General features: G+C 68.6%; 20 protein-coding genes and 1 pseudogene. 16 read left to right on the top strand and 5 right to left on the bottom strand.

Annotated features, from left to right (window positions below; genetic code table 11):
- Positions 1 to 11: 11 nt before the first annotated feature.
- The gene (locus ABQE44_RS07775) at positions 12 to 929 is read left to right on the top strand and encodes an LLM class F420-dependent oxidoreductase (RefSeq protein ID WP_448390894.1); all 918 of its coding nucleotides are present in this window, start codon (positions 12 to 14) and stop codon (positions 927 to 929) included.
- Positions 930 to 944: 15 nt separating this feature from the next.
- On the opposite strand, the gene ABQE44_RS07780 is transcribed toward ABQE44_RS07775, so the two are convergent.
- Positions 945 to 1640 carry a DUF427 domain-containing protein gene (locus ABQE44_RS07780; protein WP_448429035.1) on the bottom strand — a complete coding sequence of 232 codons (696 nt, stop codon included), beginning with the start codon at positions 1638 to 1640 and terminating at the stop codon, positions 945 to 947.
- A 167-nt stretch (positions 1641 to 1807) separates the two neighbouring features.
- On the opposite strand from ABQE44_RS07780, the gene ABQE44_RS07785 reads away from it, so the two are divergent.
- Positions 1808 to 2335, top strand: coding sequence for a hypothetical protein (locus ABQE44_RS07785; protein WP_448390896.1), 528 nt, complete (start codon positions 1808 to 1810; stop codon positions 2333 to 2335).
- Here the strand turns inward: ABQE44_RS07785 and ABQE44_RS07790 are convergent.
- Positions 2332 to 2595 carry a DUF2631 domain-containing protein gene (locus ABQE44_RS07790; RefSeq protein ID WP_448390897.1) on the bottom strand — a complete coding sequence of 88 codons (264 nt, stop codon included), beginning with the start codon at positions 2593 to 2595 and terminating at the stop codon, positions 2332 to 2334. The genes ABQE44_RS07785 and ABQE44_RS07790 overlap by 4 nt on opposite strands.
- Before the next feature lie 82 nt (positions 2596 to 2677).
- On the opposite strand from ABQE44_RS07790, the gene ABQE44_RS07795 reads away from it, so the two are divergent.
- The 10 genes and pseudogenes from ABQE44_RS07795 to ABQE44_RS07840 all read left to right on the top strand — a co-directional run bounded on the left by ABQE44_RS07795 (position 2678) and on the right by ABQE44_RS07840 (position 12398).
- Positions 2678 to 3511 (top strand): mycofactocin-coupled SDR family oxidoreductase, encoded by an 834-nt coding sequence (locus tag ABQE44_RS07795; protein ID WP_448390899.1) that lies wholly within the window; start codon positions 2678 to 2680, stop codon positions 3509 to 3511.
- A gap of 10 nt (positions 3512 to 3521) precedes the next feature.
- A pseudogene (locus ABQE44_RS07800) lies at positions 3522 to 4170 on the top strand (LLM class flavin-dependent oxidoreductase).
- On the top strand, positions 4167 to 4568 hold the full coding sequence (locus ABQE44_RS07805) for an ester cyclase (protein WP_448429037.1): 402 nt from the start codon (positions 4167 to 4169) through the stop codon (positions 4566 to 4568). The pseudogene ABQE44_RS07800 and the gene ABQE44_RS07805 overlap by 4 nt, the downstream one beginning before the upstream one ends.
- 109 nt (positions 4569 to 4677) lie before the next feature.
- Positions 4678 to 5838 (top strand): 1-deoxy-D-xylulose-5-phosphate reductoisomerase, encoded by a 1161-nt coding sequence (gene dxr, locus ABQE44_RS07810; RefSeq protein WP_448390902.1) that lies wholly within the window; start codon positions 4678 to 4680, stop codon positions 5836 to 5838.
- A complete protein-coding gene (locus ABQE44_RS07815) occupies positions 5835 to 7064 on the top strand; it encodes a M50 family metallopeptidase (protein WP_448390903.1) in 1230 nt (409 codons plus the stop codon). Before dxr ends, ABQE44_RS07815 begins: the two co-directional genes overlap by 4 nt.
- Before the next feature lie 41 nt (positions 7065 to 7105).
- A complete protein-coding gene (ispG, locus tag ABQE44_RS07820; protein WP_448391370.1) occupies positions 7106 to 8269 on the top strand; it encodes a flavodoxin-dependent (E)-4-hydroxy-3-methylbut-2-enyl-diphosphate synthase in 1164 nt (387 codons plus the stop codon).
- Between the two features lie 55 nt (positions 8270 to 8324).
- Positions 8325 to 9179 (top strand): GNAT family N-acetyltransferase, encoded by an 855-nt coding sequence (locus tag ABQE44_RS07825; RefSeq protein ID WP_448390904.1) that lies wholly within the window; start codon positions 8325 to 8327, stop codon positions 9177 to 9179.
- A 24-nt stretch (positions 9180 to 9203) separates the two neighbouring features.
- On the top strand, positions 9204 to 9863 hold the full coding sequence (locus ABQE44_RS07830; protein WP_448390905.1) for a GNAT family N-acetyltransferase: 660 nt from the start codon (positions 9204 to 9206) through the stop codon (positions 9861 to 9863).
- Between the two features lie 125 nt (positions 9864 to 9988).
- Positions 9989 to 11794: a penicillin-binding transpeptidase domain-containing protein gene (locus ABQE44_RS07835; RefSeq protein ID WP_448390906.1), complete on the top strand. Its 1806-nt coding sequence runs from the start codon at positions 9989 to 9991 to the stop codon at positions 11792 to 11794.
- Between the two features lie 19 nt (positions 11795 to 11813).
- Positions 11814 to 12398, top strand: coding sequence for a DUF1707 SHOCT-like domain-containing protein (locus ABQE44_RS07840; RefSeq protein ID WP_448390908.1), 585 nt, complete (start codon positions 11814 to 11816; stop codon positions 12396 to 12398).
- Positions 12399 to 12468: 70 nt separating this feature from the next.
- On the opposite strand, the gene ABQE44_RS07845 is transcribed toward ABQE44_RS07840, so the two are convergent.
- On the bottom strand, positions 12469 to 12651 hold the full coding sequence (locus ABQE44_RS07845; RefSeq protein WP_448390909.1) for a Cif family virulence factor: 183 nt from the start codon (positions 12649 to 12651) through the stop codon (positions 12469 to 12471).
- A 41-nt stretch (positions 12652 to 12692) separates the two neighbouring features.
- On the opposite strand from ABQE44_RS07845, the gene map reads away from it, so the two are divergent.
- The 4 genes from map to ABQE44_RS07865 all read left to right on the top strand — a co-directional run bounded on the left by map (position 12693) and on the right by ABQE44_RS07865 (position 16411).
- Positions 12693 to 13550 carry a type I methionyl aminopeptidase gene (gene map, locus ABQE44_RS07850; protein WP_448390910.1) on the top strand — a complete coding sequence of 286 codons (858 nt, stop codon included), beginning with the start codon at positions 12693 to 12695 and terminating at the stop codon, positions 13548 to 13550.
- Positions 13551 to 13629: 79 nt separating this feature from the next.
- Positions 13630 to 15129 carry a cobyric acid synthase gene (locus tag ABQE44_RS07855; RefSeq protein WP_448429039.1) on the top strand — a complete coding sequence of 500 codons (1500 nt, stop codon included), beginning with the start codon at positions 13630 to 13632 and terminating at the stop codon, positions 15127 to 15129.
- Complete coding sequence (locus tag ABQE44_RS07860) at positions 15126 to 15785, top strand: hypothetical protein (protein ID WP_448390913.1); 660 nt, start codon at positions 15126 to 15128, stop codon at positions 15783 to 15785. Before ABQE44_RS07855 ends, ABQE44_RS07860 begins: the two co-directional genes overlap by 4 nt.
- 74 nt (positions 15786 to 15859) lie before the next feature.
- Positions 15860 to 16411, top strand: coding sequence for an alpha/beta fold hydrolase (locus tag ABQE44_RS07865; RefSeq protein ID WP_448391371.1), 552 nt, complete (start codon positions 15860 to 15862; stop codon positions 16409 to 16411).
- Between the two features lie 3 nt (positions 16412 to 16414).
- On the opposite strand, the gene ngg is transcribed toward ABQE44_RS07865, so the two are convergent.
- Both ngg and ABQE44_RS07875 read right to left on the bottom strand, forming a co-directional pair.
- On the bottom strand, positions 16415 to 18205 hold the full coding sequence (gene ngg, locus ABQE44_RS07870; protein ID WP_448390914.1) for an N-acetylglutaminylglutamine synthetase: 1791 nt from the start codon (positions 18203 to 18205) through the stop codon (positions 16415 to 16417).
- The gene (locus tag ABQE44_RS07875; protein WP_448390915.1) at positions 18202 to 20007 is read right to left on the bottom strand and encodes an N-acetylglutaminylglutamine amidotransferase; all 1806 of its coding nucleotides are present in this window, start codon (positions 20005 to 20007) and stop codon (positions 18202 to 18204) included. The genes ngg and ABQE44_RS07875 overlap by 4 nt, the downstream gene beginning before the upstream one ends.
- Positions 20008 to 20026: the final 19 nt, after the last annotated feature.

Genomic DNA, 20026 nt, shown 5'->3' on the forward strand with positions numbered 1-20026 from the left:
GGAGCACCTCTATGCGGTTCGCGTTCACGCATCCGATGCACAGCCATCCGTACAACCCGGAGTTGGTGACCGGTTCGGGGATCGCGGCGGTGGCCGCGGCCGCCGAGAAGGCCGGCTTCGACGGGTTCGGGTTCACCGACCACCCTGCACCCACCGAGCGGTGGCTGCAGGCCGGCGGACACGACGCCGTCGATCCGTTCGTGGCGATGGGTTTCGCTGCCGCCACGACGACGACATTGCGGCTGATCCCCAACATCGTGGTGCTGCCGTACCGCAACCCGTTCGTGGTGGCCAAAGCGGGCGCCACGCTGGATCTGCTGTCGGAAGGCCGGTTCACGCTCGCGGTCGGGGTGGGATATCTCAAGCGGGAGTTCGCCGCGCTGGGGGTCGAGTTCGACGAACGTGCCGCGCTGTTCGAAGAGGCGCTGGAAGTCATCCGCGGGATCTGGACCACCGACGACTTCTCGTATGCGGGCCGCCACTTCACCGCCGACGGCATAACGGCGCACCCGCGTCCGGTCAGCGACCCGCATCCGCCGATCTGGATCGGCGGCAACACCGCGGCGGCCCGCAGGCGGGTGGCCGCCTTCGGTGACGGGTGGTGTCCGTTCGCCGCGCCGGCCATGCTGGCGCGCACGGCACGCACCGCGGAGCTGGACGCCGACGGGCTGGCCGCCGGCGTCGACGATCTGCGCAGGCGGTTCGACGAGGCGGGCCGGGACTTCTCGACCGTCGACGTCACGTTCACCAACGCCGACGGCGGCACTCCCGGCAGCGACGGCTTCAATGCCGACGCCTACCTCTCCGGGCTGGAAAAACTTGCCGCCGTGGGGGTTACCTGGGTGCAGGTCGGGCTGCCCGGCGACAGCCTGGCCCATGTGCTCGACACCGTCGAGGAGTTCGGGAGATCGGTGATCGCCGCCGGGTGAGCCTACGCGCGTCGATCAGGTTCCTGTGGGGCGTGCCGCGGGCTGAGGCAGTTCGGCGAACACGTCGATGCGCTCGCCGTCGAAGCTGAAAAACCCTTTGACGGGCAGGGTTTCGGGCGGCGGGTCGTCGTAGCTGAAGGCCACGTCGTCGACGACCTCATCGCCGATCACCGCCGACCAGTAGGTGGCGTAGCCCTTGTAGTTGCAGTAGCTGGTGGTGTCGGAGCGCCGCAGCAGATCGGTGCGCACCTGTTCCGGATCGACGTAGAGACGGGTCTGCACGGCGGTCTCGAACACGATCACCGTGTCGGCAGTGTCGACGAGCGTAGTGTCGGCGACGGTGACGCGCAGCCGCCGGTCGGTCGGGCGGCAGTCGACGCGGTGATACGGGTTGGGCGGGTAGTGCACGAGCCGGCGCCCTTCCTCCAGCCAGGTGTCCACGGCGTCCCATGGCACCCGCACGTATCCGGGCGCCTCCGAAACCGGCTCGCGCGGAAGCTCGCCGACCTCCTCGACCGGGAACGCGTAGCTCAGCGGATGACCGCGTCGGTGCACCAGCAGCACCCGTTCGGTGTCGATGACGGCCCGGCCGTCGCGCAGACCCTGCACGCGGCGCGGGTGCGGCTCGACATAGACCACCTCGGGCAGCGGGGGAGAGAACCATCCGGCGGGATCCGTGCTCAACGGACCGCGCCCGGCGACCAGACTCATGGACACCACTCTGACACGAACGAGCCGTCGAAACGGTACTCCCGCACACACTTACCCGGTTTCGACACGAGATCACGGCGAACCTCGTAGCCTTTACAGATCAGCGTAAAAATGTCACGCTCTATGTGTGCCGCCCGCACGCGATGGACTGATCGGATAGGACTGACATGGCGACCCGACCCATCACCGCGCCCGACAAGGTCGACGAGGCCGCAAAGGAAGCCGAACGCCACCAGCTCACCGTGGTGGCCGCCAGCGTCGCCGATCTGGTTGCGGCGTCGGGCGGCTGGATCTATGACCGGGCCAGCGCCGGCTGGACCGTCAACGTGCTGGTCGATACCGACGACGTGCGGGCGCTGACGATCCTTGGCGCCACCCCGATTTCGGCCCTGGACCCCTCGGCGGGCGGCGCGTTGGCGGTCAGCGCCGACCTGCTGCGCAGCGACGCGGAACTACGTGAGAAGGTGCTGGCGCTGTGGAACTCCGCGGCCGCCGAGGTGACGGTGTGGGGGCAGTCCTGGCCTGATGAACTGGGCCGTCGCATCGATCCGCAGCAGCACCGGCTCAGCGTCGCGGCGCGGGCGTTCAAGGCGCACGCGTTGGCTGCCGCGCGGGTGCCGCACCGGGGTGTCGGCGCCACCGAAACCCTGTACGACCTCGGGGCCGAAGCGTTTCGGCCGGTGTACCCGGTTTAGCGGATCCAGCCGCGGCGGCGCAGCCACCAGTCACGCGCGACGAAGGCGACGATGAGCGCCGCGAAGCCGATGAGGAAGATGTCCTCGACGCGACCGACGTGGTTGCCGTGCATCATGATCAGCAGAAACGCGGCCGCCAACAGCCCGCCGATGTGGATGACCTTCGGGTTCTCCTTCGACCAGCCCCATTCGGCCGACGGCACATCCTCGACGTCAACATCGTTGGCGCCGGTACGTCGCTCAAGCTCGGTGCTGGGCACGGCTGCTCCTTAACGGTCGGTCTTCGGTGCTAGCCGACATTCTGGCATAGGCCTACTACACGCCGCCGTAGGGTGAGTCCTCATGACATCCCAGTTCGACGGCAAGGTCGCGTTCATCACCGGTGCGGCGCGGGGTCAGGGCCGCGCGCACGCCGTCCGGTTCGCCGAGGAAGGCGCCGACATCATCGCGGTTGACCTGTGCGAGCAACTCGACAGCGTCGAATATCCGATGCCCACCCCGGAGGATCTCGACGAGACCGTCAACCTCGTGGAGAAGACCGGGCGGCGCATCGTGGCCGAACACGGTGACGTCCGCGACTTCGCGCGGTTGAAACAGATCGTCGACCGCGGCGTCGCCGAATTCGGGCGCATCGACTTCGTGCTCGCCAACGCCGGCATCTTCCCGGCGATCGGGGACCGGCGCAACGAGATGGCGTCGTTCATCGACGCCGTCGACATCATGCTCAAGGGCGTGTACTACACGGTCGAGGCGGCGCTGCCGGCCCTGCTGGGCCACGGGGACGGCGGCGTCGTGGTCATCACCAGTTCAGCGGCCGGGCTCAAGTCCGTCAGCTCTGGCTACGACACCATGAGCCACGGTGCGGCCGGCTACACCGCGGCCAAACACGGCGTCGTCGGCCTGATGCGCCACTATGCGAACTCGTTGGCGGCCAAGAACATCCGCGTCAACTCCGTGCATCCCGGCGGCGTGGCGACACCGATGATCCTCAACGAGGCCGCCGGTCGCTTCGTCGAGGAGCACGCCGGGTTCGGCGCCGCGCAACAACCGCTGCTGCCGGTCCCACCGGTGGAACCCGAGGCGATCAGCGATGCGATGGTCTACCTGTGCGGAGACACCGGCCGGTACCTGACCGGGGTGACGCTGCCCGTCGACGGCGGTCTGACCGCCAAATAGGAGAAGCGGCATGGAGTTCTGGTCCGGCACGGCCTTCATGAAGACGTCGGAGACCGTCGCGGTGGCGCAGATGTTCGACGAGGCCGGTTACGACGGCATCGTGTGTTCGGATCACCTCATCTATCCGCGTGAGCTGTCGTCGCCGTACCCAGACTCGCCGACCGGCAAGCCGATGTGGGGCTCCGGAGACGGCGTGGCCGGACTGCTGGGTGCTGATCGGCGCGATGGCGGCGGTGACGCGGCGGCTGCGGTTCTCCGGCAGGCACTATGAGGTGCCCGAGATGATGATCGAACCGCATCCGGCGCACCCGGTGCCGATCCTGTGCGGCGGGGAGTCGGAGGCGGCGCTGCGCCGGGCTGCGCGGTTGTGCGACGGCTGGGTCGGCTACGCCTATCTATTGGATGACGCGATGGCCTACGTCAACAGGCTCAACGAGTTGCGCCGCGAATACGGCCGGCAGGACGAGCCGTTCGAGATCATCCTGGCGCTGCCCGACACGCCGTCACCGGATCTGTACAAGCGTGCCGAGGATTTGGGCATCACCGCGGTGATGTGCAGTCCGTGGGCAGGGCTGGACCTGCCCACGGGAGACGTCGAGCGGTTCCGCGCACCGATCGAACGGTTCGCCGAGAACGTCATCCAGAAGGTGCGCACATGAGTTTTCAGGCCGACGAAATCCGCGAACTGGTGGAGGGTCTGTACGGCGCGATCGACAGGCGCGCCTGGTCGATGCTCGAGGAACTCGTGTCACCGCGGGTGGTCGTCGAAGTCGGCAGCGCCGGGCCGATCGGATGGGACGCGTGGCTGACCCAGCTGCGGGAGTTCAGCGAGGCGTTTCCCGACGGCCGCCACGTCATCGAGGAAGTGCTCGTCGACGGGTCCCACGGGGTGTCGCGCTGCCGGTTCGAGGCGACGCACCGCGGCGATTTCCGCGGTATCGCGCCGACGGGCAACCAGGTGTCGGTCGCGGGGATCCACATCGACCGCTTCCAGGGCGACGCGCTGGTGGCCCATCGCGGGCAGCTCGACATGCACGGGCTGCTACAGCAGCTCTAGTCGCGCACCCTTCCGGCCGCGAGCAGCAGACGCAGAAGCGTGTGGAAACGGGGCCTTTGACCCCCTGCTCTGTCTGCTCGTGGAGGTGAAGACAGGGCACAATGGATCGGTGAGCAACAGACAGCGGGTGCTGCTGCTGGGCAGTACCGGCTCGATCGGCACCCAGGCGCTGGAGGTCATCGCCGCCAACCCCGACCGATTCGAGGTCGTCGGGCTGGCCGCCGGCGGCGGCAGCCCGGACCTGCTGGCCCGGCAGCGCGCCGGGACCGGGGTGACCAACATCGCCGTCGCCGACCTCGCCGCGGCCGAGCGCGTCGGTGACGTCACCTACGCCGGGCCGGACGCCGCCACCCAACTGGTCGAGAACACCGAAGCCGACGTCGTGCTCAACGCGCTCGTCGGCGCCCTGGGGCTCAAACCCACCCTGGCGGCATTGGCCTCCGGCGCCCGGCTGGCGCTGGCCAACAAGGAGTCGCTGGTCGCCGGCGGCCCGCTGGTGCTCAAGGCCGCCGCGCCCGGACAGATCGTGCCGGTGGACTCCGAGCACTCCGCGATGGCCCAGTGCCTGCGCGGCGGCACCCACGCCGAGGTCGCGAAAATCGTGCTCACCGCGTCGGGCGGCCCGTTTCGCGGCTGGACCGCCGAGCAGCTCGAAACCGTCACCCCCGAACAGGCTGGCGCCCACCCCACCTGGTCGATGGGCCCGATGAACACCCTGAACTCGGCGTCGCTGGTCAACAAGGGCCTGGAACTGATCGAGACGCACCTGCTCTTCGGCGTGCCGTACGACCGCATCGAGGTGGTCGTGCACCCGCAGTCGATCGTGCATTCGATGGTGACGTTCACCGACGGCTCCACGCTGGCTCAGGCCAGCCCACCCGATATGAAGCTGCCGATCGCGCTGGCGCTGGGCTGGCCGTCGCGGGTACCCGGCGCGGCGCTGGCCTGCGATTTCACCACCGCATCGAGGTGGGACTTCGAACCGCTGGACGATTCGGTGTTTCCGGCCGTCGACCTGGCCCGGCGCGCCGGCGCGAAAGGCGGTTGTCTGACCGCGGTATACAACGCCGCCAACGAAGAGGCTGCCGCCGCGTTTCTGGACGGGCGGATCGCGTTTCCGGGCATCGTGCGCACCATCGACGACGTGCTGCGCGGTGCCGACGAATGGACGGGTGAACCCGCTACCGTGGATGAGGTACTTGACGCCCAACGGTGGGCACGGGACCGGGCACGCAGCGCGGTCGAACGAGAGGTTGTCGCCACCAGATGATGTTCGTAGTCGGTGTCGTGCTGTTCGCGTTGGCCATCCTGGTGTCGGTGGCCCTGCACGAATGCGGGCACATGTGGGTGGCGCGCGCCACCGGGATGAAGGTGCGCCGCTACTTCGTCGGGTTCGGCCCCACGTTGTGGTCCACGCGGCGGCCCAACAAGCTCGGCGAAACCGAGTACGGCGTCAAGGCGGTCCCGCTCGGCGGCTTCTGTGACATCGCGGGCATGACCGCGGTCGAGGAACTGGGGCCCGACGAGCACGAGCGCGCCATGTACAAGCAGAAGACGTGGAAGCGTACGGCGGTGCTGGCGGCTGGGCCCGCAATGAACTTCGTCATCGGCCTGGTCCTGATCTACGGCATCGCCGTCGTGTGGGGGCTGCCCAACCTGCATCCGCCCACCACCGCCGTCGTCGGTGAAACCGGTTGTGTGGCAGCCGAAGTCACCAAGGGTGAGCTCGGCGACTGCACCGGCCCCGGACCCGCCGCCCTGGCGGGCATCCAAGGCGGCGACACGATCGTCGCGGTCGGCGACACCCCGGTGGCCAACTTCACCGAAATGGCCGCCGCGGTGCGCGAACAGAGTGGGCCGACGCAGCTGACCGTGCAGCGTGACCAGGACGGCCAGACGCGCGAGTTCACCACCGTCGTCGACGTCACCCAGACGCAGCGCTGGACCGCCGACGGCGAGGACGGGCCGGCCACGGTCGGGGCCATCGGGGTCAGCGCCGCGCAGTTCGGCCCGACCCACCACAACCTGCTCTCCGCAGTACCGGCGACGTTTGCGTTCACCGGCGATCTGACCGTCGAACTGGGCAAGGCGCTGGCCAAGATCCCCACCAAGGTGGGCGCGCTGATGCACTCCATCGGCGGCGGCGAACGCGATCCGGAAACCCCGATCAGCGTCGTCGGCGCCAGCATCATCGGTGGTGACACCGTGGATGCCGGGTTGTGGGTGGCGTTCTGGTTCTTCCTGGCGCAGTTGAACTTCGTGCTCGGTGCGATCAACCTCGTTCCGCTGCTGCCATTTGACGGAGGTCACATCGCGATCGCGGTTTACGAGAAGATCCGCAACATGATCCGGTCGGCGCGCGGCATGGTGGCGGGGGCTCCGGTGAACTATCTCAAGCTCATGCCCGCGACTTACGTAGTCTTGGTGGTGGTGGTCGGCTACATGCTGCTGACCGTGACCGCAGACCTGGTCAACCCGATCAGGCTCTTCCAGTAGGAGAGAAACACGTGACTTCCGCCGTCGGCGTCGGTCTCGGAATGCCGGGACTGCCCGCCCCGACGTTGGCGCCGCGGCGCAAGACCCGCCAGTTGATGGTGGGCGACGTCGGGATCGGCAGCGATTATCCGATCGCTGTGCAGTCGATGACCACGACCAAGACCCACGACGTCAACGCGACCCTGCAACAGATCGCCGAGTTGACCGCGACCGGCTGCGACATCGTCCGGGTGGCCTGCCCGCGTCAGGAAGACGCCGACGCGCTGGCCGAAATCGCCACGCACAGCCAGCTCCCGGTGATCGCCGACATCCACTTCCAGCCCAAGTACATCTTCGCCGCGATCGACGCCGGCTGCGCGGCCGTGCGGGTGAACCCCGGCAACATCAAGGAATTCGACGGCCGCGTCGGGGAGGTCGCCAAGGCCGCGGGCGCGGCGGGGATCCCGATCCGGATCGGCGTCAACGCCGGATCGCTGGACAAGCGCTTCATGGAGAAGTACGGCAAGGCCACCCCGGAGGCGCTGGTCGAGTCCGCGCTGTGGGAGGCCTCGCTGTTCGAGGAACACGGCTTCGGCGACATCAAGATCAGCGTCAAGCACAACGACCCGGTCGTCATGGTCGCCGCCTACGAGCAGCTGGCCGCCCAGTGTGACTATCCGCTGCACCTCGGGGTGACCGAAGCGGGCCCGGCGTTTCAGGGCACCATCAAGTCCGCCGTGGCGTTCGGTGCGCTGCTGTCACGCGGGATCGGCGACACGATCCGGGTTTCGCTGTCCGCGCCGCCGGCCGAAGAGGTCAAGGTCGGCAACCAGATTCTGGAGTCGCTGAACCTGCGGCCGCGCTCGCTGGAGATCGTGTCGTGCCCGTCGTGCGGGCGCGCGCAGGTCGACGTCTACAAGCTGGCCAACGAGGTGACGGCCGGGCTCGATGGGCTCGATGTGCCGCTGCGCGTCGCGGTGATGGGCTGCGTCGTCAACGGTCCGGGCGAAGCCCGTGAGGCCGACCTGGGCGTCGCATCCGGCAACGGCAAGGGGCAGATCTTCGTCAAGGGCGAGGTGATCAAGACGGTCCCCGAGGCACAGATCGTCGAAACCCTGATCGAGGAGGCGATGCGGTTGGCCTCGGAACTGGGCGAGGCAGCCGGGGAAGCCGATGGCGGCGGCGAAACAACTGCGAGCGGTTCGCCGATTGTCACCGTAAGCTGAACGTGGCTCCGCCAGCGCAGCCACCCACCGCCGGGATTGGTTAGAAAGAGTCTCCATGTCGGCTCCGCCGCTGTTTCGTCTCGCAGAGGATCGACGGGTGTCGGTGGCGCGCGACGTCGGCGCGGTGATGCAAGTGCTCGACGAGGATCCAGTCGGATCCTGCATGGTCACCGCGCGGGTCGCCGAACACGGTGTGGAGCCCGCGGCGATCGGCGGCGAACTCTGGACGCGGCGACGGGTGAACGAATCCCTGTGTTTCGCCGGTGCCAACCTCATTCCGCTGCGCGGTCAGATGACCGATCTGGAGGCGTTCGCCGACAAGGCGACCAGCACGGCGCGGCGCTGTTCGTCGTTGGTGGGTCGCGCCGAGTTGGTGCTGCCGATGTGGCAACGCCTCGAGCGCACCTGGGGTACGGCCCGCGATGTGCGTGAACACCAGCCGTTGATGGCGTTGAGCACGTCGCCGCGGTGCGCCACCGATCCGGCTGTGCGGCCGGTGCGCGCCGACGAACTCGACGCATACCTGGTGGCCGCCATCGACATGTTCATCGGCGAGGTAGGTATCGACCCACGGATCGGCGACGGTGGACGCGGCTACCGGCGTCGGGTGGCCGGGCTGATCGCCGCGGGCCGGGCATGGGCGCGTTTTGACCGCGGCCAAGTGGTGTTCAAGGCCGAAGTCGGTTCGCAATCACCGTCGGTGGGACAGATCCAGGGCGTGTGGGTGCACCCCGACTACCGCGGCCGCGGGCTGGGCACGGCGGGCACCGCGACGCTGGCGTCGGCGATTGTGCGCAGTGGTCGAATCGCCAGCCTGTACGTCAACAGCTTCAACACCGTGGCCCGCGCGACGTACGCGCGCATCGGCTTCGTCGAGGTCGGTACGTTCGCCACGGTGCTGCTCGACTGAGAACGTTCTCGTTACGCTCAGACCATGACCGACGTGGACCCGAGGGTGGTGCGCAGAGAGATCGCCGATGCGCTGATGCGTGCGCTCGAACACCGTCACGAGTTGCTCGACGTCATCGTCGAGGCCGAGGACTACGACGCGGCCATCGAGGCCATCGCCGCGCACCTCGGCACGTCGGCCATGGCCGCCGAAGCGGTGTTGCGGCTATCGTTCGACCGACTCACCAAGGTGGCGCGGCGCAGAATCACCGCCGAACTCGAGGATCTCAACAACCAGCTCAGCTTCACCATGGGTGAACCGGTCCGTCCGGTCGACACCATGGTGCTGCGTCCGTTCAACCCCGATGAGGACCGCGACGTGTTCGCGGCGCGCACCGCCGATGTGCGGGAGGCTGGGGACGGGTCGCGTGCACCCGCCGGTGATCTCGACGAGGAGATCCGGGCCGGGCTGTGCCGCGTCAACGCCGAAGAGGCCGCGTGGCTGGTGGCCGTGCACGGGCCGCGCAAGGTCGGCATGGTGTTCGGCGACCTGGTATCCGGTGAAGTCAACGTGCGGATCTGGATTCACCCCGAGCACCGCAAGCAGGGCTACGGCACCGCCGCGCTGCGCAAGTCGCGTACCGAGATGGCGGCCTACTTCCCGGCGGTGCCGCTGGTGGTGCGCGCCCCGGCCGCGGGGTCCTAGCGGAGCGCCGAGACCGACGCTTTGGTCGATTTCGTGCGCGCTTTTCCGCCAAAATGTCGGTTTCGGCGACAGGCTGGAGCGCGCCTACGGGACGTTTAGGTCTCGGCTTCGTAACATCTGCCCCAATGGCAACTTCAGTATCACGCGTAGCGGGTCTCCTTGCGGCCGCGGCTTTGGTCGTCGGCCTCGTGGGGTGTACACCCCGGCCGGCCGGCCCCGAGTCGACCGCCGAAAAGTTCTTCGCCGCGCTGGCCACCGGCGATACCACCGCCGCCGCGGAGTTCAGCGACCATCCCGCCCAGGCACGCCAAGCGCTCAACGAAGGCTGGGCTGGGCTGCAGGCCACGCATCTGGACACCCAGATCCTGGGCTCCAAGTACACCGAGGACACCGGCAGCATCACCTACCGCTACACCTGGCACCTGCCCAAAGACCGGACCTGGACCTACGACGGCCAGCTCAACATGGTGCGCGACGAAGGCCGCTGGAAGGTGCGCTGGAGCGCGACCGGGCTGCACCCGTCACTCGGAGAGAACCAGAGCTTCACGCTGCGCGCCGACCAACCACCGCGCGCGTCGGTCATCGAACGCAGCGGCACCGAAGTGCTGGTGCCCGGCTACCGCTACAGCTACGCGCTGGACGCCAAGGCGGCAGGGGAGGCGTTGATGCCGACCGCCCGCGTCGTCGCCGAGGCGCTGCACCCCTTCGACCACACCATGGACCCGCAGCGGCTTGCCGAGTTGGCCAGCTCGTCGAAAGAGCCGCTGCACCTGATGATCCTGGCTCAGGCCGACCACGACCGGGTCAAAGGCGCCATCGGGGCGCGCCCGGGTGTGGTGATCACCCCGCAGGCCGCGTTGTTGCCCACCGACGAAAAGTTCGCGCCGGCCATCATCAACCAGGTCCGGTACGCGGTGCAGGGCGAACTTGACGGGCAGGCGGGCTGGCGCGTGGTCACCGTCAACCAGAACGGGGTCGACGTCGACGTGCTGCACGAGGTGCCGGGTGAACCGGCGCCGTCGATCAGGATCAGCCTCGACCGGGTCGTGCAGGACGCCGCGCAGCAGGCCGTCAACACCACCGGCAAGCAGGCCATGATCGTGGCACTGCAACCGTCCACCGGTGAGATTCTGGCGGTGGCGCAGAACGCCGCGGCCGACGCCGAGGGCTTGATCGCCACGATGGGGCTGTATCCGCCCGGTTCGACGTTCAAGATGGTCACCGCGGGCGCGGCCATCGAACGCGATATGGCCACGCCCAACACGCTGCTGCCGTGCCCGGGGACCATGGACATCGGGCACCGCTCTGTTCCCAACTACGGCGGCTTCGACCTGGGCACCGTGCCGATGTCGCGGGCGTTCGCGAGTTCGTGCAACACCACGTTCGCCGAACTGGCCAGCCGGATGCCGCCGCGCGGGTTGACCAAAGCAGCCGCCAAATACGGCATCGGCGCCGACTTCGACATCGAGGGGCTGACCACCGTGACCGGTTCGGTGCCGCCGACGGTGAACCTGGCCGAACGTACCGAGGACGGCTTCGGCCAAGGCAAGGTGTTGGCCAGCCCGTTCGGCATGGCGCTGGCCGCAGCGACGGTCGCGGCCGGCAGAACCCCTGTGCCGCAGCTGATCCAGGGCCGCCCCACCGAGGTCAACGGAGACCTGGAGCCGATCAGCGACAAGATCCTCGACGGGCTGCGGCCGATGATGCGGCTGGTGGTGACCAACGGCACGGCCGAAGGTCTGCAGGGCGCCGGTGACGTGCGGGGCAAGACCGGTGAGGCGGAGTTCGCGGGCGGATCGCATTCCTGGTTCGCCGGCTACCGCGGCGACCTGGCGTTCGCGGCGCTGATCGTCGGCGGGGGATCCTCGGAGTACGCGGTGCGGATGCTCAAGGGCATGCTCGACGGACTGCCTGCGCACTATCAAGCCTGAGTAGCCTGTCGGAAGGGCTATGACAGGGATCGACGACCACGCCTTCATGCGGGTATCCGACGCCGACCGCAGCGGCACGCTGCGTCGGCTGCACAACGCCGTCGCGCTGGGGCTCATCGATATCGACGAGTTCGAAGAGCGCTCGGCGGCCGTCGCGCAGGCTCGACTGCACTCCGACCTCGAAGCGCTGGTCGACGACCTGCCCGGACCCGGTGCGATCGTCACCTCGGCCACCGACCGGGTGGAGCTGCGCGGGGTGCTGGGCTCACTGAAGCGCCACGGCGAGTGGACGGTGCCGACCCGGCTGGCGCTGCGCCGCCGGATGGGGTCGATCGATCTGGACCTGACCAGGGCACGGTTCGCCGGCCCGATGGTCGTCGTCGAGCTCGACCTCAGGTTCGGCGGGCTGGACCTGCGGCTGCCCGACGGCGCCAGCGCGTCGATCGACGACGTCGAGGTGCTCGTCGGCAGCGCGCGCGACCACCGCAGGGACGCGCCCGCCGAGGGCAGACCGCATGTCGTACTCACCGGCAAGGTGGTGTGCGGATCGGTCGACATCCGCGGGCCGCGGCGACCGTGGCGGTTCGGCCCGTTCGACCGTTAGCGCCGAAACAGCTGGGAACCAATGCGCGCCAACCGGTCCCAGCCGGCCGGGCGGGCGACCAGCTTGCCGATCAGCAGCGTGACGCCTCCAGGCAGGCCTGCTTACCGCGCAGCGTGCCCATCATCGGCTGGCTCAACACGGTGTTCTCGCACCACAGCGCCTCATGTTTGGCCAGGTCGGGGCTGCGCCAGGCGTCGGCGAAGCGCTCGGCGAACCTGGCGGCGAACTGGGCGTCCACCTCGTCGATCGTCATCGCCACCGAATTTAACCGGACGCTCCGACTATTCTGGCGTCATGCCCGTTCGCACCGCTCTTCGCCCCGGCGAGGTGTCACCGACCCTGCCGGTGCCCAAACACATCGCCCGCCCGGAGTACGTGGGCATGCAGACGGCGCGCGAGGGCAGCGAACCGTGGGTGCAGACCCCGGAGGTGATCGAGAACATGCGCATCGCCGGCCGCATCGCCGCCGGTGCGCTGGCCGAGGCCGGCAAGGCCGTCGCCCCCGGTGTGACCACCGACGAACTGGACCGCGTCGCCCACGAGTACATGGTCGACCACGACGCCTACCCGTCCACCCTGGGCTACAAGGGCTACCCGAAGTCGTGCTGCACGTCGCTGAACGAGGTCATCTGCCACGGCATCCCGGACTCGACTGTCATCGAGGACGGCGACATCGTCAACATCGACGTCACCGCCTATATCCACGGGGTGCACGGCGACACCAACGCCACCTTCTTGGCCGGCGACGTCGCCGAGGAGCACCGCCTGCTCGTCGAACGCACCCGCGAGGCCACCATGCGCGCGATCAAGGCCGTCAAACCGGGCCGGCAGCTGTCGGTGGTCGGCCGGGTCATCGAATCGTATGCAAACCGGTTCGGCTACAACGTGGTTCGTGATTTCACCGGCCACGGCATCGGCACCACCTTCCACAACGGTCTGGTGGTGTTGCACTACGACCAGCCCGCCGTGGAGACCGTGCTGGAACCCGGGATGACGTTCACCATCGAGCCGATGATCAACCTAGGCGGGCTGGACTACGAGATCTGGGACGACGGCTGGACCGTGGCGACCAAAGACAGGAAGTGGACCGCGCAGTTCGAGCACACGCTGGTGGTCACCGACGACGGCGCCGAAATCCTGACGCAGTTGTGACCGCCTTCCCGCGAGCAGACGCAGAAGCGTGCGAATTCGACGCGGATAGCAACCCGCTGCGTCTGCTCGCGCAAGAAAAATGAGCGGCGCGCTGCTGGTGGCCGGCACCACATCGGATGCCGGCAAGTCGATGGTCGTCGCGGGGCTGTGCCGGCTGTTGTACCGCAAGGGCATCCGCGTCGCGCCGTTCAAGGCGCAGAACATGTCCAACAACTCGGCGGTCACCGTCGACGGCGGCGAGATCGGGCGCGCGCAGGCGGCGCAGGCCCGCGCCGCAGGTCTGGCCCCGCACACCCGGTTCAACCCGATCCTGCTCAAGCCGGGCAGCGACCGCACCTCACAGCTGGTGGTGCGCGGCCAGGTGACCGACACCGTCAGCGCCAGGGACTATTTCACCCATCGCGAACGGCTCGCAGGCGTGGTGGTCGAGGGAATGCGGCAGCTGCAAAGCGAATTCGACGCGGTGATCTGCGAAGGCGCCGGTTCGCCGGCCGAGATTAACCTGCGGGCAACCGATCTGGCCAACATGGGGCTGGCCAGGGCGGCGAACCTGCCGGTCGTGGTGGTCGGCGATATCGACCGCGGCGGTTTGCTGGCCCATCTGTACGGCACGGTCGCGGTGCTCGACGGCGCCGACCAACGGCTCATCGCCGGGTTCGTGGTCAACAAGTTCCGCGGCGACCCCGCGTTGCTGGCCCCAGGCCTGGATCAGTTGCAGCAGTTGACCGGTCGGCCGACCTACGGCGTCATCCCGTATGCCGACGGGCTGTGGCTGGACACCGAGGACTCCGTCTCGGTGCTGGCGCGTCAGGTGCTCGGGGATCCGCAACCGCCGCGCGGCATGCAGTGGCTGCGGGTCGGCGTGATCCGGTTGCCGCGCATCTCCAACTCCACCGACGTCGAGGCGCTGGCGTGTGAACCCGGCGTGCTGGTGCGCTGGGTCGCCGATCCCGCCGACTTGGCCGACACCGACGTGATCATCATCCCGGGCAGCAAGGCCACCGTCGCCGACCTGGACTGGCTGCGCCGACGCGGGCTGGCCGGGCCCATCAGCGCGCACGCCGAAGCCGGTAAGCCGGTGCTGGGGGTGTGCGGTGGCTTTCAGATGCTGTGCCGACGCATCGACGATGCCGTGGAGTCGGGGGAGGGCGCGGTCAGCGGTTTGGGTCTGCTCGACGCCGACATCGTGTTCGCACCCGACAAGACCCTGCGCCACCACGACGCTCCGCTACACGGCTATGAGATCCACCACGGCCGCCTCACCCGCTGTGCCGCCGACGACTGGCTGGGCGGTACGAACCCCGTGGGGGTGCGGCGCGACATGGTGTTCGGCACCCACTGGCACGGGCTGCTCGACAACAACGACGTTCGGCGGCAATGGCTTTCGGAGGTGGCGGTGGCCGCGGGCCGGACGGGGTTCGTGGTCGCCGACGATGTCGACGTCCGTGCGCGCCGCGATGCCCAACTCGATGTGATGGCCGATCTGCTGGCCGCCCACCTCGACGTCGACGCCGTGCTGGATCTGCTCGACGGTGACCCGCCGCCCCGCCCGACGATCACCGCGAAGCTGGCACCGTGACACGGCGCGTCGTCGCAGCGGCCGTCGTCGCCGTGACCCTGGCCGGGTGCGCACATCACATCGCAGGCACCCCGACGTGGCCTGGCGCCCGGCTGGACAAGGTGCTGCTGAGCGCCGCCGACTTTCCGCCCGGTGTGCAGTACGAGCGCATCACCGAGGGCGCCGGCGAGCCCGAGGGCGGGCTTACCGCGCCGTCCATGGTGTCCAAACCGGCGGGCTGCTCCGACGGTCTGACCCGGGTGATCGCCGACTCCGGTGAGCGCGGCCCGGGCAGTGCCGCGGAATACCTCGTCGGCTACGACGGCGCCCGGATGGTGATCACGGTGCTGACCTGGCCGCTGGATCTGGACCGGCTGGCCGCCACCGCCGAGCGCTGCGCGCGTTTCGAGACGTTCTTCGACCCGTCGGAGCCGGGCATACCGATCACCACCACCAAGGTGGCGGCGCCGCGTGCGCAGGCGTTGGTGTACCAGCAGACGATGCGCCTCGGCGACGTCGACAACAGCGTCTACTTCTCGTTCGAGAACGTCGGCCCGATGGCGGTTTTCGGTGTCGCCTTTCCCACCCCCAACCCGACGGTGCCGGTCAAAGGTCCGCTGCCGCAGACTTTTCTGGATCTGACAACCAAACAGGCGCAGCGCATCGAAGCGGCATGACCCAGCTGTTCGTCCACAGCAAAACCCGCCCGTGGCCGCGCTACCCGCGCTAGCGTGGCCCAGTGCCGTCCTCCATGGTCACCGTCGACGGGTTCAGCGTGCCCGTCCTGGTCTCCGGCCCCGACAAGGGGTCGGTGGTGCTGCTGTTGTGCGCTGCCCATCACTCGCCCACGGCGTACGAGGCGGTGTGTCAACGGCTGCACACCGCGTCGCTGCGGACCATCGTCGTCGGCGCCGATCCGCGGCTGACGGCCAAGTCGGTGATCGGGATCCTCGACGCGCTCGGCGTGAAGTGGGCGCTGCTGGTGGGGGACCGCGTCGGCGGCGAGTTGGCCTGGGAGCTTGCCGCCACCCGGCTGGACCGGTTCATCGGGCTGGTGGTGATCGACCGCGGCCACCCGTGCGTCGCCGACGTGTCTGGGGTGGTGCGCGACGAGCACTGCCCGCCGGTGGAGCTCAACACCACCGCACTGGTCAGCTCGGCGCCCTCGCGGTCGGTGACCCGGGCCAGCCAGCGCTACGTGTACGGCGACTTCCGGATCGTCGACCTGCTGGGGCGGCGCAACGCCGAGGACTCGACCGCGCAGTTGGCCGCCGAGATCGTGATGCGCTCCAGCACCTGGTAACCATCAGGGGGTGGGTGATTCCTCCGGCGTCCACGCCGACGGCAGCGCGGGGCTGCCCGGGAACAGGAAGTCGACGAAAGCCTTTGCGGTGGGCTGGGGCTCATGGTTTGCCAGCCCCGGACGCTCGTTGGCCTCGATGAACACGTAGTCCGGCTTGGTCACGTCGGGCACGAGCAGATCGACGCCGGTCACCGGGATGCCGATCGCGTCGGCGGCCGTGACCGCCACCTCGCACAGATGCGGGTGAACCTTGGCCGTCACGTCGTGGATCGTGCCGCCCTGGTGCAGGTTCGCAGCCCGCCGCACCCGCAACCGCTGTCCTTCGGTCAGCACGTCGTCAAACGACCATCCCGCCTCCCGCACCGTCGCTTCGGTGATGTCGTCGATGGGGATACGGGATTCACCGCCGGTGGCCGCGGCACGGCGTCGGCTCTGGGCCTCGATCAGTTCCTGGATGGTGTGGTGACCGGTGCCGAGGATCTCGGCGGGCATCCGCAGCGCGGCGGCCACCACCTTGCCGTCGATGACCACCAGCCGCAGATCGTCACCGGGCGCGCGCTGCTCGATCAGCACCTCGGGATGCTGTTCACGGGCACGCGCCAGCGCGGCTTCCAGTTCGGCCACGGTGTCGATGCCGACGGTGATGCCCTTGCCCTGCTCGCCGCGGGTGGGCTTGACCACCACGTCGCCGACCTCCTCGAGGAAGGCGTGATCTCGTTCGTCGAAGCTCGCTAGGCGTCCGCGGGACACGATGATTCCGGCGTCGGACACCAGGCGCCGGGTCAGCCGTTTGTCGTCGCAGCGCGCCATCGCCACCGCAGATGTGAACTCCGACAAGGACTCTCGTGTGATCACGGCGCGCCCGCCGTGCGACAGCCGCATCTCACCGGCCTCGGCGTCGAGCACCTCCACCCAGATTCCGCGGCGCATGGCCTCGTCGGCGATGATCCGCGCGTAGGGGTTGAGGTCGTCGACGGTCTCGGGCGGGTGGGTGAACAACGGCTCGTTGATGGCGTTCTTGCGTTTGACCGCCATGACGGGGACGCGTTCGAAGCCCAGCTTCTCGTACAGCGCGATCGCGGCGTCGTTGTCGTGCGCGACCGACAGGTCCATGTAGGCCCGGCCGCGGTCGCGATACAGCGTGGCCAGCGCCCCGGTCAGCGCGGCGCCGACGCCCGGAAGACTGGACGTGGGGTCGACGGCCAGGGTCCACAGGCTGGAGCCGTCCTCCGGGTCGGAGAACAACCGCTTGTGGTCGACACCGGTGACCGTGCCCACCACCGACCCGTCGTCGTCGCGCACGGCGAGCAGATAGTCGACGGCCGGCTGGTGCCGGTGGTTGTTCCAGATGACGTCGACCCGGGCGGGGACCATGCCGCACTGGACGTAGACACGGTTCATATCGTCGGCGTCCTCGGGGCTCTCCAGCCCGCGCAGGCTGAACCCGTTGAAGACCGGTTCGGGCGGCTCGAGCTCGGCGAAGCGCAACCGGTAGGTGTGGCTGGGGTCGATGAACAACTCGGCTGGCGCCTTGGCGATGAGCACATGCGGTTCACGCGCGTAGATGCAGATGTCGCGCCGACCGGGGCCTTCCTGGCGCAACACCTCGGCGAGCTTTTCGGGCTTGGCGAACGTCTGGCCGAACACCAATCGGCCCCAACCCATCTCGACGACGACATCGCTGGCCATGGCGTCGACCAGGTGTTGTGGCGAGGCGTCGTGCAGGCCGAGCGTGATGGCTTCGGTGTGGTCCTCGCTGTGCTGCTGCGCGGCGTTGTTGTCCAGCCCGGTCATGCCGCGGCCCCGTTGATGCCGTGTTTCTGCAGCCACAGCTCCAGCAGCGCGATCTGCCACAACTCGTTGCCGCGCAGCGGGGTCAGCCGTCCGTTCGGGTCGGCCAGCAGCCGGTCCACGGACTCGGGTCGGAACAGCCCGCGTTCCTTGGCTGCGGGCGCGTAGAGCGCGTCGCGGATCAGGTCCAGGTACGGCCCCTCGAGGTGCGTCAGCGCCGGCACCGGGAAATACCCCTTGGGGCGGTCGATGACGTCGGCGGGAATCACCCGGCGGGCAGCCTGCTTGAGCACCCCCTTGCCGCCGTGCGCGGTCTTCAACTCGGGCGGGCAGGTGGCGGCGAGCTCGACGAGTTCGTGGTCCAAGAACGGCACCCGGCCTTCCAGACCCCAGGCCATCGTCATGTTGTCGACACGTTTGACCGGGTCGTCGACCAGCATCACCGTGGTGTCCAGCCGCAGCGCCCTGTCGATGCCGGTCTCGGCGCCGTCGCGCCCGAAGTGCTCGGCGACGAAGGCGCCGCTCGGGTCGCCGTCGGCGAAAAAGGCCGGGGTCACCAGCGCGGCGATCCCGCCGGGATCGCGGTCGAAGAACGCTTGGCGGTAGCGGTCCACCGAACCCTGCAGCGGCTCGGCTTCGGGCTCTCCCATCGGCGGGTACCAGTGGTAGCCGGCGAACACCTCGTCGGCGCCCTGCCCGGACTGCACCACCTTGACGTGCTTGGCGACTTCCTGGCTCAGCAGATAGAACGCGACGCAGTCGTGGCTGATCATCGGTTCGCTCATCGCGCCGATCGCGCCGTCGAGCGCGGGCAGCATCCGTGCGGTGTCGATGCGGATCTGGTGATGGTCGGTGTCGAAGCGTTTGGCGACGACGTCGGAGTAGCGGAACTCGTCACCTTTGACCCCGCCCACCGATTCGAACCCGATGGAGAACGTCGCCAGCCCGTGCTGGCCGGCTTCGGCCAGCAGGCCGACGATGAGGCTGGAGTCCACGCCGCCCGAGAGCAGACACCCCACCGGCACGTCGGCGACCAGGCGGCGGTCGACGGCGACGCGCAGCGACTCCAGAACCGCGTCCTCCCAGTCGCGTTCGGACCAGTCGGCGCGGTCGGCACGCCGGGTGAAGTCCGGTGTCCAGTACGTCGTCGTTTTCGTGGTGCCGTCGGGTTCGATCGCCACCAGGGTCGCGGGCGGCACCTTCGTCACGCCGCGCAGGATCGTGCGCGGCGGCGGGACGACGGAATGGAAGCTCAGGTAGTGGTGCAGGGCGACGGGGTCGATGCGGGTGTCGACCTCACCGCCCGCCAGCAGCGCGGGCAGCGACGACGCGAATCGGATGCGCGCCGAGTTCTCGGTCAGGTACAGCGGTTTGATGCCGAGGCGGTCGCGGCCGAGCAGCACCCGGCCGCTGTCGTGTTCGGCGATCGCGAACGCGAACATGCCGTGCAGGCGTTCGACGAACCGGTCACCCCATCGGTGGTAGGCCTTGAGCAGCACCTCGGTGTCGCTGTGCGAGAAGAAGCGGTAGCCGTGCTCGCTGAGCTCGCGGCGCAGCTGCTTGTAGTTGTAGATGCAGCCGTTCCAGGCGATCGAGAGCCCCAGCTCGCCGTCGACCATCGGTTGGCCGCCGGCTGCCGAAAGGTCGATGATCTTCAGGCGGCGATGCCCGAACGCCACTCTGCCCTGGGACCATGCTCCCGCAGCGTCAGGCCCCCGGGGTGCCATCGTCTGGGCCATGGCCGAGACGGCGGCAATGTCGGGTGTCTGGCCGTCGAGACGTACCTCGCCGGTGGCTCCGCACACGTATTCGACCCTACCCGTT

Source organism: Mycolicibacterium sp. XJ2546, from assembly GCF_053483195.1.

Excerpts from the sequence above, each read along its gene's own strand:
- ABQE44_RS07825 (WP_448390904.1), top strand. The coding sequence starts at position 8,325 with ATGTCGGCTCCGCCGCTGTTTCGTCTCGCAGAGGATCGACGGGTGTCG.
- ABQE44_RS07805 (WP_448429037.1), top strand. The coding sequence starts at position 4,167 with ATGAGTTTTCAGGCCGACGAAATCCGCGAACTGGTGGAGGGTCTGTAC.
- map (WP_448390910.1), top strand. The coding sequence starts at position 12,693 with ATGCCCGTTCGCACCGCTCTTCGCCCCGGCGAGGTGTCACCGACCCTG.
- ABQE44_RS07865 (WP_448391371.1), top strand. The coding sequence starts at position 15,860 with ATGGTCACCGTCGACGGGTTCAGCGTGCCCGTCCTGGTCTCCGGCCCC.
- ABQE44_RS07845 (WP_448390909.1), bottom strand. The coding sequence starts at position 12,651 with ATGACGATCGACGAGGTGGACGCCCAGTTCGCCGCCAGGTTCGCCGAG.
- ABQE44_RS07785 (WP_448390896.1), top strand. The coding sequence starts at position 1,808 with ATGGCGACCCGACCCATCACCGCGCCCGACAAGGTCGACGAGGCCGCA.
- ABQE44_RS07780 (WP_448429035.1), bottom strand. The coding sequence starts at position 1,640 with ATGAGTCTGGTCGCCGGGCGCGGTCCGTTGAGCACGGATCCCGCCGGA.
- ABQE44_RS07840 (WP_448390908.1), top strand. The coding sequence starts at position 11,814 with ATGACAGGGATCGACGACCACGCCTTCATGCGGGTATCCGACGCCGAC.
- ABQE44_RS07855 (WP_448429039.1), top strand. The coding sequence starts at position 13,630 with ATGAGCGGCGCGCTGCTGGTGGCCGGCACCACATCGGATGCCGGCAAG.
- ispG (WP_448391370.1), top strand. The coding sequence starts at position 7,106 with ATGCCGGGACTGCCCGCCCCGACGTTGGCGCCGCGGCGCAAGACCCGC.
- ABQE44_RS07830 (WP_448390905.1), top strand. The coding sequence starts at position 9,204 with ATGACCGACGTGGACCCGAGGGTGGTGCGCAGAGAGATCGCCGATGCG.
- ngg (WP_448390914.1), bottom strand. The coding sequence starts at position 18,205 with ATGACCGGGCTGGACAACAACGCCGCGCAGCAGCACAGCGAGGACCAC.
- ABQE44_RS07815 (WP_448390903.1), top strand. The coding sequence starts at position 5,835 with ATGATGTTCGTAGTCGGTGTCGTGCTGTTCGCGTTGGCCATCCTGGTG.
- ABQE44_RS07795 (WP_448390899.1), top strand. The coding sequence starts at position 2,678 with ATGACATCCCAGTTCGACGGCAAGGTCGCGTTCATCACCGGTGCGGCG.
- ABQE44_RS07835 (WP_448390906.1), top strand. The coding sequence starts at position 9,989 with ATGGCAACTTCAGTATCACGCGTAGCGGGTCTCCTTGCGGCCGCGGCT.
- ABQE44_RS07775 (WP_448390894.1), top strand. The coding sequence starts at position 12 with ATGCGGTTCGCGTTCACGCATCCGATGCACAGCCATCCGTACAACCCG.